Raw genomic sequence first — 13,506 nt, forward strand, 5'->3', positions numbered from 1 at the left:
TTGACAGCCCGGAGTGGCCGAGCGACACTTCCGCGCAGTCCGTGAACGTTCACGTGAACGTTCACGGCCCGGCTCGAAGGGTCCTCGATGACGCTGACTCGGAGAAGTTTTCTGGCCGCCGCACTCGCCCTGGGCGCCACGGCCTGCGCCAGCCCGACCACGGCCAGTCCGGGCAGGCTGACCGTGCTCTACACCAAGAACGGCCTGGCCGACGGGGTGCTCGCGGACGCCGTGCGGCACTTCGGCGCGGATGCGCTCAACCTCTCGCCAACCACCGACCTGCGGCAACGCCTGTTCGCCACGCTGTCCGGGCAGGCATACCTGCCCGACATCACCATGGTTGGCGACGACATCGCCACCTACTTCCCGGACGCCGACCAGTTCGCCGACCTGCGCACCGTGGGCGCGCAGGCGGTGGAGCCGGAGTACCTGGGCTGGAAGTGGCAGTCCGGGGCCACCGCGAGCGGCAGGCAACTGGGCTTCCCGATCGACATCGGCCCGGCCGCGCTCTACTACCGCCAGGACGTCTTCGCCGAGGCCGGCATGCCCAGCGAACCGGAGGAGGTGGCCGCCGCGGTGTCCACCTGGGAGGACTACTTCGACTTCGCCGAACGCGTGCAACGCAAACTCCCCGGCCGGTACCTGATCACCGACACCAAGATGGTCTTCACCTACGTCCTGGCCCAGCTGCCGCAGAAGTACTTCGACAAGCAGGGCCGCTTCGTCGGTGACCAGCCGCAGGTGCGCCAGGCCTGGGACCGGGCGCTGACCGCGTTCCGGCGTGGCCTGACCGCCGGGTACTCCGGCTCGCAGGACCCCGGCAAATCGGTGGACCGGCACGCCGCCTGGACCGGCGGCAAGGAGGTCAGCTTCGTCAACGCCTCCTGGGTGACCAGCGACCTGAAGAAGTCCGCGCCGAACACCGCTGGCAAATGGCGGGTCTGCCGCAGTCCCGGCGGCGCGGGCAATCAGGGCGGCTCCTACCTGTGTATCACCCGGCAGTGCCCGCGACCGGAGCAGGCATTTGAGGTGGTGCGCTGGCTGATGTCGCCGGAGAACCAGGTGCGCGCCTACCTGGAGGCCGGGCTGTTCCCGTCCAGCCTGGCCGCCTACACCGATCCGCGGCTGCTGGAACCCGAGCCGTTCTTCGGCGGCCAGGCCACCATGAGCGTGTTCGGCAAGGCCGCCACCGAGGTCCAGCCCGCCTACTTCAGCGCCTACGACATCCAGCTCAGCGATATCTACACCGACGAGCTGACCAACATCGAACTCGGCGGCAAGGACCCGGAACGAGCCTGGGACGACGCACAGTCCACAGTGGACACTCTGCTGCGCAGGAAGGGGGCGCTCTGATGCCGGCCGCCACGCTGAGCAGGAGCCGCCGCGCGCGCCGCTACCTGCCCTACTACCTGGCCATCTCGCCGTTCTTCATCCTCTTCGCGGTGTTCGGCGCCTACCCGGTGCTCTACTCCTTCTACCTCGCGCTGCAACGCTGGAACGGCGTCGGCCCGATGGAGTGGGTCGGGCTGGACAACTTCGCCTTCCTGTTCACCGACCCCATCTTCTGGCACTCCATCTACAACACCCTGCTGATCTGGGTGATGTCCACGATCCCGATGACCGCGCTGGCCCTGCTGGTCGCGCTCGGCCTGAACTCCTCGATCCGGCTGCGCGGCATGTTCCAGGTGGCCTACTTCCTGCCGAATGTCACCTCGGTGGTGGCCATGTCGCTGGTGTTCGGCTCGATTTTCAGCAGCGAGTTCGGCATCCTCAACTGGCTGCTCGGCCTGCTCGGCGTTGGCCAGGTGGAATGGCTGACCAGCCCGTGGGGCATCCGGGTGGCCATCTCGCTGATGATCATCTGGCGCTGGACCGGGTACAACGCGATCATCTTCCTGGCCGGCCTGCAGGCCATCCCGAACGACGTGCTGGAAGCGGCCAAAGTGGACGGTGCGGGCAGGCTGCGCACCTTCTTCTCGGTGACGCTTCCGTTGCTGCGCCCGGTATTGCTGTTCTCGGTGGTGATGTCGGCCATCGGTGGCATGCAGGTCTTCACCGAGTCCCAGGTGCTGCTCGGCGACCGCGGCGGCACCGAGGGCGCGGGCATGACCATGGTGCTCTACCTGTACAACGAGGCGTTCGTGCACAGCGACTTCGGCTACGGCTCGGCCATCGCCTGGGGCGTGTTCCTGGTCGTGGTGATCTTCTCGATCATCAACTGGCGGCTGATCCAGCGCCCGGAGAGCGCCCCGGGAGGCATTCGATGACCCGCTCCGGCCGGATCCTGACTTATCTCGCGCTCACCATCGGCGCGCTGGTGCTGGTCTTCCCGTACTACTGGCTGGCCGTGATGGCCTCCAACAGCACCGGCGACATCTACTCCACCCCGCCCACGCTGACCTTCGGCGGCAAGCTGTTCGCCAACATCGGCGAGGTCTTCGCCCGGATCGACTTCTTCGGCTCCCTGCTGAACACGCTGATCGTGGCCATCGCGACCACGCTGCTGGTGCTGTTCTTCGACTCGCTGGCCGCCTTCACCTTCGCCAAGTACCAGTTCCCGGGCAGCTCTGTCCTTTTTGGACTGCTGCTGGCCACCTTCGTGGTGCCCACCCAGCTGGCGGCCATCCCGCAGTTCAGCATCATGGCCGGGATCGGCTGGGTCGGCGACCTCAAGGCGCTGATCATCCCGGCCGCGGCCAACGCCTTCGGCATCTTCTGGATGCGCCAGTACTGCCGCCAGGCCCTGCCGGATGAACTCCTGGAGGCCGCGCGGATGGACGGCGCCGGGTTCTTCCGGATCTACTGGACCATCGCACTGCCACTGCTGCGCCCGGCCATGGCCTTCCTGGGCATCTTCACCTTCGTCAACGCCTGGAACGACTACCTGTGGCCGCTGGTGGTCCTCGTCGACGCCGGCAACGTCACCCTGCAGGTGGCGCTGTCCCAGCTCAAGGGCGTCTACGTGCAGGACTACAGCGTGGTCATGGCGGGCACCCTGGTGGCGATCGTGCCGCTGATCATCGTCTTTCTCTTCGGCGCCCGGCACTTCATCAAGAACATCGCCGCCGGCGCCCTCAAGGGCTGAGTAAACCCATACCAGGAAAGGAAACCATGTCGTCGTCCTACGTCGAGGACCCCGCCCCCGGTCACGGCAGCCTGCGTCCGCGCGCGCACTTCCGCTCGGACGCGCGTTCGCTGGAGCTGGTCGGCGACTGGCGTTTCCTGTTGTCCCCCAACATCCCCTCGGCTCCCGAGGGCATCGAGTACCCGGAATTCGACGACTCCGGCTGGGCCGACCTGCCGGTGCCCGCGCACTGGCAACTGCACGGCCACGGCAAACCCGCCTACACCAACGTCAACTACCCGTTCCCGGTCGACCCGCCCCGCGTCCCCTCGGACAACCCGACCGGCGACTACCGGCGGCGCTTCACCCTGGACGGCGACTGGCTCACCCAGCCCGCCGTGCTGCGCTTCGACGGCATCGACTCCTGCGCCCGGATCTGGCTCAACGGCAACGAACTCGGCGTCACCAAGGGCAGCAGGCTGCCCAGCGAGTTCGAGGTTGGCCCGCTGCTGCGCGCGGGGGAGAACCTCCTCGTCGTGCGGGTGCACCAGTGGTCGGCGGCCAGCTACCTGGAAGACCAGGACATGTGGTGGCTCTCCGGCATCTTCCGCGCCGTCACCCTGCTGGCCCGCCCGGCTGGTGGCATCCCGGACTACTGGATCCACGCCGGCTACGACCGCCACACCGGCCGCGGCACGCTGTCGGTGGACACCGATCCGGCCGTGCGCCTGAGCATCCCCGAACTCGGCCTGCACGACCACCCGGCCACCCAGCCGATCAGCTTCGCCGCCGTTGACCCGTGGAGTGCTGAGGAACCCCGCCTGTACCAAGGTGAACTGGCCACCGACGCCGAACGCGTCCAGGTTCGCATCGGCTTCCGGACAGTGTCCATTGCGGACGGTCAGGTCAAGGTCAACGGCAGGCGGGTGTTCTTCCGTGGCGTCAACTGGCACGAGCACCACCCCGACCACGGCCGCGCCGTGCCCCTGGAGACCGCCCGCGCCGACATCGAACTGATGAAGCGGCACAACATCAACGCCGTCCGCACCAGCCACTACCCGCCCGACCCGGCCTTCCTGGAACTCTGCGACGAGTACGGCCTCTGGGTGATCGACGAATGTGACCTGGAAACCCACGGGTTCGACCGATTCGGCTGGGACCGCAACCCCGGCGACGATCCACAGTGGAGCGACGCCTACCTGGATCGCATGCGCCGCATGGTGGAACGCGACAAGAACCATCCCAGCATCATCCTGTGGTCCCTGGGCAACGAAGGCCACACCGGCGCCAACTTCGCCCGCATGGCCCAGTGGACTCGCGATCGCGACCCCGGCCGTCCGATCCACTACGAAGGCGACCGCGACTGCGCCTACGTCGACGTGTACAGCCGGATGTACGCCGACACCCGGGAGGTCGACAAGATCGGCCGCGGCGAGGCAGACAACCCACGCCACCGCGAACTCCCGTTCCTGCTCTGCGAATACGCCCACGCCATGGGCAACGGCCCCGGCGGCCTCCTGGAGTACCGCGAACTCTTCGAGCGGCACCCGCGCTGCCAGGGCGGCTTCATCTGGGAGTGGATCGACCACGGTATCCGCCAGCACACCCCGGACGGCCGCGAGTACTTCGCCTACGGCGGCGACTTCGGCGAAACCATCCACGACGGCAACTTCGTCATCGACGGCCTGCTCTTCCCCGACCGCACCCCTTCACCCGGCCTGACCGAACTCGCCAAAATCTACGAACCAGTGCGGATCATCGCCACCGCCAACGGAATTCGCGTCGAGAACCACCACGACTACCGCACCCTGGACCACCTGTCCTTCCACTGGACCCTGGAAACCGAAGGCGCCCCGGTAGCCCACGGCGAACTGCCCGTCGACACCGTCCACTCCGGACAGTCCATCGACCTGCCCCTGCCCGAACTCCCGGTTACCCAAGGCGAAACCTGGCTCACCGTCCACGCCACCCTGGCCGCCGACACCCGCTGGGCCAAGGCCGGGCACCTGATCGGCTGGGGTCAGCTCCCCATCACCCCGGCCAGTCCGCCCGTGCGCACCGGCGCGGTCCGGATCCTGCACGCGCCAACGGAACTACGCCTGGGCCTCGGCGGTTTCGACCCGCACACCGGCAGGCTGACCAGCCTCGGCGGCCACCAGGTCACCGGCCCGCGAGTCGACCTGTGGCGGGCCACCACCGACAACGACCGCGGCGAACACCACCCGGACGCCACCGCCTGGCGCGCGGCCGGACTGCACCGTGTCCAGCACCGCATCGCGGAAATCCACACCGGCGACACCCAGCTCCTGGTCCGCACCAGGGTCGCCCCACCCGGCCTGGCCTTCGGCCTGCTCGCCGACTACCTCTGGACCGCAGACGCCGATTCCCTGCGCCTGCGCGTCGACCTGGCCCCCGACGGCGAATGGCCGTGCACGCTGCCCCGCCTCGGCCTGCGCCTGGCCATCCCCGGCACGTTCGACCGGGTGACCTGGTTCGGCGGCGGCCCCGGCGAGGCCTACGCCGACAGCCGCCAGGCCGCCCGCATCGGCCGCCACACCGCCACCGTCGACGAACTCCAGACCCCGTACGTCTTCCCCCAGGAGAACGGGAACCGGATCGACGTCCGCTGGGCCAAACTGTCCACAGTAGACGGACAAGTCCTGCGCATCGAGGGTTCGCCCACCTTCGACCTCACCGCCCGCCGCTGGACCACCGAAACCCTGGAAGCCGCCCGCCACACCACCGATCTGGCGCCCACCGACCAGATCCACCTCAACCTGGACCTGGCCCAGCACGGCCTCGGCACCAACTCCTGCGGACCCGGCGTGCTGCCGCAGTACCGCCTGCACCCACGCAAAGCCGCCCTGGACCTGGTGTTCCGGCTCTGAGCACGCCGCACCCCACCGGCGAGTTGGGCCAACTGGTACGCCGGTTTTGCCCAAGCGGGCGTACCAGTTGGCCCAAGTGGTTACGTGACACCGATTCGCCAACTCGGCCAACACGGCGACGAGGGCCGCTTGCTCGGCCTCGGGAGGGGTCCCGGAAGTGGCGTGGCTGAATTGCCGGTCCCGGGATCGAGGAGTGGGGGAGCGGCGATGGTGAACACGGCGCGCAGGCTGCGGGTGGTGGTCGTCGGCTGCCTCGCGGCCGGCGTCGTGCTGCTGGTGCTCACGCTGGTCCTGGTGCTGACCGACAGCGGACCGGTGGCGATCCTGCCCGGCCTGATCGGCTTCGTGTTCCTGCTGGTCGGGGTGTTGGTGGGCTGGACGGCACCGGCCAGGAGCAGACCGGCGCGGGCCCTGGCGCCCGGCGTGGTCCGCCAGTTCCGCAACCAGCGCCACTACTTCACCACCCTTATCCTGGCCATGGCCGGCCTGTTCGGGATCGCGGGCGGCGCGGTCTTCGCGCTGGCGGGCCCGTGGGCCGGTGGCCTCTTCGCTGGTGGCGCCCTGCTGGGCAGGCTGGCGTTCATCATCTGGGTGCCGCCCAAGGGCGGCTGGCGCGGCTACCAGGTCAGCGCCGAGCAACTGATCATCCGCACCCCGGAGGATCAGCTCGCCATCCCGTGGCCCGCGATCGGGCACCTGATGCACCGGCCGGTGGCCACCAGCCAGGGTTTCGGCACCATGACGACTTACCACGACTATATCGAGGTCCACCTGGCCGCTCCGGCCGAGGGCTTCCTGGTCATCCACGGCGTGCGCAGGCAGGCCGCGCTGTCCAGGCTGATCATCGATCAGTGCCGGGAGCCCGTCCTGCGAGCGCTGCGCGCCAGGTTCGAACACGACGGCGAGGTGGCCTACGGCCAGTTCCGCTTCGCTCGCGACGGGGTGCACGCGCCCGACGGATTCCTGCCCTGGGGCACCGATTGGCAGGCCCGGCGCTTCTTCCACGAGGACGGCGTGCGGCTGACCGTCTACGGGCCGAAAGGCGCGGGCATCAACGGCTGGGTGCCGGTGGAAATGATCGCACTGGACCTGCTGAACGCGGTCGCCTCACCGCCGCGCGGCTAGAGGCCCCAGAAGCGGATCAGGTGGTGGGCGGCGCAGATGTTGACGTCCAGGAGGTAGGCGCCCGCCGTGCCGCACTGGGCCGGGCCGGTGCCCGGGTCGACGGGCTGGCCGTGGCCCATGCCGGTGATGGTGAACTGCTCCACGGTCTCGCCGTACACCCGGTGCGGGTAGCCCGCGACGGTGTCGGTGCGGTCGGGGATCTGGTCGGTGCCATGGACATCAGTCCATTGCTCCACCAGCTCGGTGGCGTTGCGCGGGGCCACGGTGAAGTCCGCGCTGCCCTGCCAGATCGACACCTTCGGCCGCGGACCGGTGTGCGGACTGGTCGCGCGCACCTTGTCACCCCACTGCGCCGGGGTGAGGTCGCGGCCGGGGTTCATGCAGCCGAACGCGGTGAGCACCGAAGTGGCGCACTGGTAAGGGATTCCGGCGATGATGCCGCCACCGGCGAACACCTCGGGGTAGCTGGCGAGCATGGCCGCGGTCATCGCGCCACCCGCGGACAGGCCGGTGACGTAGGCGGTGCTGGAACCGTTGTCCTGCTTGGCCTTGTCCACCATTTGCTTGACGGACAAGGCTTCCCCGGCGTCCCGGCGGGTGTCACCCGGCTCGAACCAGTTGAAGCACAGGTTGAGGTTGTTCGCCGAGCGCTGCTGCGGGAACACCACGGTGAACCTCGCCCGCTCGGCCAGCTGCGGCCAGCCGGTGTTCGCGTAGGCGGCGGCGTTCTGGGTGCAGCCGTGCAGTGCCACCACCACCGGACGGCCCGGCGGCAACCCTGCGGGCACGTAGCGGAACATCTGTAGATTCCCGGGATTGCTGCCGAATCCGGTGACCTCGGGCAGTGTTGCCGCAGCAGCCGGGCTGGGCACGGTGACCAGGAACAGCGCGATGGCGGCCAGTGCCGCGAGCACCTGGGTGACGGGACGGCGGTTCGACATGGCACTCCTCCACGGTGCGGCGTGCTGTGATGGTAGGAAGACCGGGACCGGGTTGTCGCTGGTGCGGCACAACACTGTTCGGGCTTCGCGGATGTGGTCGCGGCACAGCCTGCGTGCGCCGGAAGTGTGGCGCGACCACATGGCGCGGTGGAGATCGGGTGCTTACCGTGGGTTCCCGCGTTGATGGAGGGTGGCCATGCGAAGGAACCTCGCCGTTGCGGTGCTGACCCTGGCACTGACCGCGACCGCATTCCCACTCGCGCACGCGCAATCCGCCAACTGTGCCGGACTGGTTGGCACCACCATCCCGGCGCGGGCGATCGGCCTGCCCAGCTCGGGCGGCGAAGTCACCGCCGCACAACTGATCCCGCCCGCCGGGCCGGTCGGCGAGTACTGCCGGGTCGAGGCCGCGATCCACCCGGTGGACCCCGCGGCCCCGGACATCCAGTTCCGGCTCGGCCTGCCGACCCGGTGGAACCACAAGGCGATGATGTTCGGCGGCGGCGGGTACAACGGCACCATCCCCGACATCGCGGGCAACCTGCCGTTCGGACCCGCCGACCAGCCCGGCCCACTGGCCCGCGGCTACGCCACCTTCGCCAGCGACTCCGGCCACCAAGCCGCGCCCGACTTCCAGCCGACCCGGTCCCTGGACGGTTCCTTCGGCCGCAACGACGAAGCACTACGCAACTTCGCCGGCGACGCGCTCAAGAAGACCCGCGACGCGGCCAGATCCGTTATCGCCCAGCACTATTCCGGCGCGCGGCCGGTGCACAGCTACTTCGCCGGCGGCTCCACCGGCGGCCGCGAGGCCCTGGCCGTCGCCCAGCGCTGGCCCGCCGATTTTGACGGCGTGCTCTCGGCCTACCCGGCCTGGAACGCCGCCAGTCTGGACCTGTTCTTCGGTTACCAGGCCCACATTCTGTCCCAGCCGGGCGCGTTTCCCAGTCCGGCCAAGCAATCGCTGCTGCACCGCGCGGTGATCAACGCCTGCGACGGCGAGGACGGGCTGCGCGACGGGGTGGTGTCCAACGAAGCGGGGTGCCACTTCGACCCGCGTGCGCTGCGTTGCCCCGAAGGTGCCGATCATGGAGATTTCTGCTTGTCCGACAAGCAGATCCAGTCCGTGACGGCGATGTCCGCGCCACTGCGGTGGCACTACCGGATCGCCAGCGGGGAGACCGGCTACCCCGGATTCCCGTTCCGCTCCGGCGCGGCCATGTCCACCGCCCTGCTCGGCCTGGGCAGTCAGGCCCCGGCCAACCCGATGCCCAAGACCAGTGGGTACGGCGTGCAGTTCTGGGACCAGTGGGTCCGGCACTTCCTCACCAGGGACCCCGCGCACAACCCACTCGCCATCGACCCCCGCCAGCCCGGCCCGTGGCGGCACCGGATCAGCGAGCTGTCCGCGTTGCAGGACATCAACAATCCCGACCTGCGACCGTTCGCCCGCGCCGGCGGCAAGCTGATCCTGGTACACGGCACGGCCGACGAGCTGGTCAGCCATCGGTCCACAGTGGACTATTTCAGCCGCGTGCAACGGGTCGTGGGCGAGCACGACGTACGCCGCTTCGCCCGGTTCTACCTGGTGCCGGGCGCCAACCACGCCAACGTCACGCCCGCGTTCGCGGCGGGCTGGGATTCGCTGACCGCCCTGGAGAACTGGGTGGAAGGCCACCGGCCGCCGCGGCATCCGGTGGTCAGCGACAAGAATCCGGCCAACGCCGGGCGCACCCGCCCGCTGTGCGAATCCCCGGCCTGGCCACGGTATCGCGGCGGCGACCCCGATGCCGCCCGCAGCTTCGAGTGCGCCCGGCCCTAGACTGGGGGGCACCTGGGGAGGTCGAGGCGTGTGATCAACGGTGACCGGGAACTGGCACAGCGAGTGCAGGAGCGACTGGGCAAGCGACACCCAGTCTTCGCGGTGGCCACTGTCAAATCCGGCGAGATCAGCGTGGCCGGTGTCGGCGCGGAGCTGACCGCGGACTTCGAGATCGGCTCGATCAGCAAGGGCGTCACCGGCCTGCTCTACGCCGACGCCCTGGCCCGCGAGCAGATCGCCTCCGCCACCACCCTCGGTGACCTGTTGCCGCTCGGCCAGGCCCCGGCCGCCGCGCTGACCCTCGCCGCGGTCAGCACGCACCACTCCGGCCTGCCCCGGCTGGCGCCCACCGGTTCCCTGCTGCGCAAGACGATCGCGCTGTGGCGGCACGGTGCCAACCCCTACGGCGAAACCCTGGCCGAGCTGCTCACCTGCCTCGACCGCGTCCAACCGGGCAAGCCGCGCTTCCGCTACTCCAACCTCGGCTACGAACTGCTCGGCCACGCCCTGGCCCGCGCGGCCCGGACCAGCTACCCGGACCTGCTCCGCCAGCGCATCACCGAACCCCTTGGCCTGCACCACTTCTACCTGCCCGAGACGCCCTACCAGATCCGGTCGGGAGCCGTGCCGGGCCGCAGTAAATCCGGTCGTCCACGGGAGCCGTGGACCGGCGAGGCGGTCGGCCCCGCCGGCGGCATCCGCGCCTCGATCCAGGACATGGCAACGCTGACCGCCGCGCTGCTGGACGGTTCCGCGCCCGGCATCGCCGCGCTGGACCCGGTGACCGACCTGGCCGGCCCCCGGGTCCGCATCGGCGCCGCCTGGCTCACCCAGCTCCACCAAGGCCGCGAGATCACCTGGCACAACGGCGGCACCGGCGGCTTCCGCACCTGGCTCGGCCTCGACCGAGCCGCGTCCACCGGCGCAGTCCTCCTGTCAGCAACCACAGCCCCAGTCGACCGCCCCGGCTTCTCCTTGCTGGCCAAGCTCTCCACCTAAGCACATCGTGTTGGCCGTTGTCGTACGGTGTGTTGGCCGTTCTGGACGGTGTCTTGGCTGAACTGGTACGCCAGGGCCAGCACAGGCGTACCAGTTCGGCCAAGACTGGGTACGACAACGGCCAACACGCCGGGGGGTTAGGACTGGCCGAGCAGGGTTAGCAGCTGCTGGATCTGGGCGGTGCGGGACTGCACGATCCGGTCCGCCAGTTGTTTGGCCTGGGGATTGCGCCCGTCCTTGAGCTCGGTGCGGGCCATCTCCACCGCGCCGTGCTGATGTCCGGTCAGCACGTTGACCGCGTCCCGGTCGAAGGTCGGACCGCCCTTGGCCAGGGCGTTGATGACGTCCTTGGAAGTGGCGGGCATGCCGCCGTGGTGGGCGTGCGCGTTCGGGTCGGTGTCCGCCTCGGTCGGCTTGCCCCAGGCCCGCAGCCAGGCGGTCATGCTCTCCGCCTCGCTGACCTGGGTCGCCTCCACCGCCGCGGCCAGGTCCCGGATCTCCTTGCGGGTGGCCTTGGTCTTGGCCAGCCGCGCGATCTCCACCGCCTGCCCGTGGTGCGGGATCATCATCTGCAGGAACATCACGTCGGCGTCGTTGAAGTCCGCGCCAGCGGTGGTGGATGCGGCGACCCGGTTCGACGACGACGGCGGTGCGGTCGGGCCGGGCCCGGGGCTCGCGCACCCGGCGAACACCAACGCGCCCAACAGGATCGGGACGAGCGTGGCACGGTTCACGATGACTGCCTTTCCTGGCGGGCCCGCGCCCCCGGCGGCTGGGGCGCGAGCCTGCGTGCCGTGATCAGACCTGTTGCCACAGGGCAGGGGTGTTCGGCGGTTCCCAGCCGGGCAGCGCGGTGTGCGCCAGCGTGCAGCGGTAGGTCGAGCCGTTGTAGGTGACCTGGCTGCCCACCTGGTAGGCGGTGTTCGCCGCCCAGGTCCCGCCGGGCGGCGGTGTCGCGGTCGTGGTGGGAGTGGTGGTCTTGGTGGTCGGACTGGTGGTGGGCGTGCCACCGCCGCCGATCTGCAGGTCGACACAGGCGTAGAAGGCCATGGGCGTGTCGCCGATGTTCCAGATCGCCAGCAGCTTCTGCCTGCCGGTCGCGCCACCCAGGTTCACCGTGTGCGAGACGGTCGGCGGTGGTTGTACGTTGCCGCCGTCGACCAGCGCGATCCGCTGGCCGTTGAGGTAGTACTCGTAGTCGCGGGTGCGGTGCCGGGCGGTGAAGGTCCAGGTGAAGTTCACCGTGTTGCCGACCGAGGTCGCCTTCCAGCCCTTGCCGTCATCGTCGAGGTCGGCGAACGGCGCGTTGCCACCACTGCAACTGCGCAGTCCCTTGGGCCCCTCCACGCTCTGCGGTTCGTACTTGATCGGCCCACAGGGCACGGTGCCCTGCGCGCACTGGGCCTGCCGGCTCGGCGGGGAGGAGATGTAGCCGTGCGCGAAGGCCGAACTCGCGGGCAGGACCACGAGCAGGAACGGGGTGATGCCGATGGCGGCCGTGGCCATCGCGAGGAAACGTCTGAGCTTCATTGGGTCAGCTCCCAGCGTCGCGGCCCGACCTACAGGGGTGATCAGGCCGCCGGTGCGCACAACGCCGTGTCCCGTCGCGCGCGGTCAACAGGTGCCTGCGCCGGTCAAACCGGCACCGCGGAACGGGGAACGCGGACACACACGCCACTCGCTCCGCTCTCGCGTCCGCGGCGACGGCCAAGGCCGATTGCCGGGACACGGACGGCGGCGGCGGGTCCGTGCGTCACTCAGTGTGACGTGGTCTAGACCATAAATGAGCTGCGGGTTCACGTCAAGGAACAGCCCGGTCAGCCCGCTGGACGCTGGACGCGTTCACCACGGGATGGTCTGGTCCAAGGCTTCCGGGCCGCGGAAGACGCCGGTGGGACCGTCCGCGGGGAGGGTGGCGAGCCCAACCGGGACAACGGCGCCCTCGGCCGGACCGCGGTCGCCGCGGGGGAAGGTCGCGGCGGCGTTGCCGTCGGTCCGCACCAGGCCGGGGCTGGTCGCGTTGACCTTGAAACCGTCGGCGCGCAGGGCGTCGGCGTAGCCCAGGGTCAGCGCGTTGAGCGCGGCCTTGGAGGCGCTGTAGGCGAGTAGGTCCTTGGCGGAGAACGGGCTCGCCGGGTCGCTGAGCAGGCCGAGCGAGCCGAGTCCGCTGGACATGTTGACGATCCGCGGGTTGCCGGAGCGGCGCAGCAGCGGCACGCAGGCCGCGGTCACGGTGACCACGCCGAACACGTTGACCTCGAACACCTCGCGCAGCTGCGCGGCCGTGACCTGCTCGGTCCGGACACCCCACTCGACCACGATCCCGGCATTGTTGACCAGCACATCCAGCCGCCCCACCTGGTCCTCGATCCGGTCCACGGCCGCCCGGACCGAGTCCGCGTCGGTCACATCGAGCCGCACGACCCGGATGTCCCCGCCCGATTCCCCCTGCTGTGCCACCAGTTCCGCCACCGCAGCCTGCCCGCGTTCCGCATCCCGGGCGCCGAGGTACACGGTGTAACCCTGGAGCGCGAGCTGCCGGACGATCTCCCGGCCGATGCCCTTGTTGGCGCCGGTCACCAGCGCTACGTCATTCGCCTGCATACCGCCCACTCCAGCCGCCCAGTCACCGGAAGACCAAGACCGATCCGGTGCCGCGCCATACCC

The 13,506-nt window shown here is 69.5% G+C and carries 11 protein-coding genes; 7 read left to right on the forward strand and 4 right to left on the reverse strand.

Translation table 11 applies throughout. The annotated features are described in order from the left end of the window. The first annotated feature begins 87 nt into the window (after positions 1-87). The 5 genes from MZC64_RS28105 to MZC64_RS28125 all read left to right on the forward strand — a co-directional run bounded on the left by MZC64_RS28105 (position 88) and on the right by MZC64_RS28125 (position 7,077). Positions 88-1,353, forward strand: coding sequence for an ABC transporter substrate-binding protein (locus tag MZC64_RS28105; protein ID WP_247761750.1), 1,266 nt, complete (start codon positions 88-90; stop codon positions 1,351-1,353). Next, complete coding sequence (locus tag MZC64_RS28110) at positions 1,353-2,267, forward strand: carbohydrate ABC transporter permease (RefSeq protein WP_247761749.1); 915 nt, start codon at positions 1,353-1,355, stop codon at positions 2,265-2,267. The genes MZC64_RS28105 and MZC64_RS28110 overlap by 1 nt, the downstream gene beginning before the upstream one ends. Then, on the forward strand, positions 2,264-3,085 hold the full coding sequence (locus MZC64_RS28115; RefSeq protein WP_247761748.1) for a carbohydrate ABC transporter permease: 822 nt from the start codon (positions 2,264-2,266) through the stop codon (positions 3,083-3,085). The genes MZC64_RS28110 and MZC64_RS28115 overlap by 4 nt, the downstream gene beginning before the upstream one ends. Positions 3,086-3,111: 26 nt before the next feature. Next, positions 3,112-5,952, forward strand: a complete 2,841-nt coding sequence (locus MZC64_RS28120) for a glycoside hydrolase family 2 TIM barrel-domain containing protein (protein ID WP_247761747.1) — start codon at positions 3,112-3,114, stop codon at positions 5,950-5,952. 207 nt (positions 5,953-6,159) lie between these two features. After that, complete coding sequence (locus MZC64_RS28125; RefSeq protein WP_247761746.1) at positions 6,160-7,077, forward strand: hypothetical protein; 918 nt, start codon at positions 6,160-6,162, stop codon at positions 7,075-7,077. Here the strand turns inward: MZC64_RS28125 and MZC64_RS28130 are convergent. After that, entirely contained in the window at positions 7,074-8,018 is a 945-nt protein-coding gene (locus tag MZC64_RS28130) for a PHB depolymerase family esterase (protein WP_247761745.1), read from the reverse strand. The genes MZC64_RS28125 and MZC64_RS28130 overlap by 4 nt on opposite strands. 196 nt (positions 8,019-8,214) lie before the next feature. Here MZC64_RS28130 and MZC64_RS28135 point away from each other — a divergent pair, with 196 nt between their 5' ends. After that, positions 8,215-9,840, forward strand: a complete 1,626-nt coding sequence (locus MZC64_RS28135; RefSeq protein WP_247761744.1) for a tannase/feruloyl esterase family alpha/beta hydrolase — start codon at positions 8,215-8,217, stop codon at positions 9,838-9,840. Positions 9,841-9,870: 30 nt separating this feature from the next. After that, positions 9,871-10,839, forward strand: coding sequence for a serine hydrolase domain-containing protein (locus MZC64_RS28140; RefSeq protein ID WP_247761743.1), 969 nt, complete (start codon positions 9,871-9,873; stop codon positions 10,837-10,839). 137 nt (positions 10,840-10,976) lie between these two features. Here MZC64_RS28140 and MZC64_RS28145 read toward each other — a convergent pair whose 3' ends face one another. From MZC64_RS28145 to MZC64_RS28155, 3 genes are all read right to left on the reverse strand, one after another. After that, positions 10,977-11,573: a DUF305 domain-containing protein gene (locus MZC64_RS28145; RefSeq protein WP_247761742.1), complete on the reverse strand. Its 597-nt coding sequence runs from the start codon at positions 11,571-11,573 to the stop codon at positions 10,977-10,979. Positions 11,574-11,637: 64 nt separating this feature from the next. Beyond that, a complete protein-coding gene (locus tag MZC64_RS28150) occupies positions 11,638-12,369 on the reverse strand; it encodes a lytic polysaccharide monooxygenase (RefSeq protein WP_247761741.1) in 732 nt (243 codons plus the stop codon). 312 nt (positions 12,370-12,681) lie between these two features. Continuing rightward, on the reverse strand, positions 12,682-13,443 hold the full coding sequence (locus MZC64_RS28155) for an SDR family NAD(P)-dependent oxidoreductase (protein ID WP_247761740.1): 762 nt from the start codon (positions 13,441-13,443) through the stop codon (positions 12,682-12,684). Positions 13,444-13,506 lie beyond the last annotated feature (63 nt).

The sequence above is a fragment of the Crossiella sp. S99.2 genome, assembly GCF_023094165.1.
Classification (GTDB): domain Bacteria; phylum Actinomycetota; class Actinomycetes; order Mycobacteriales; family Pseudonocardiaceae; genus Crossiella.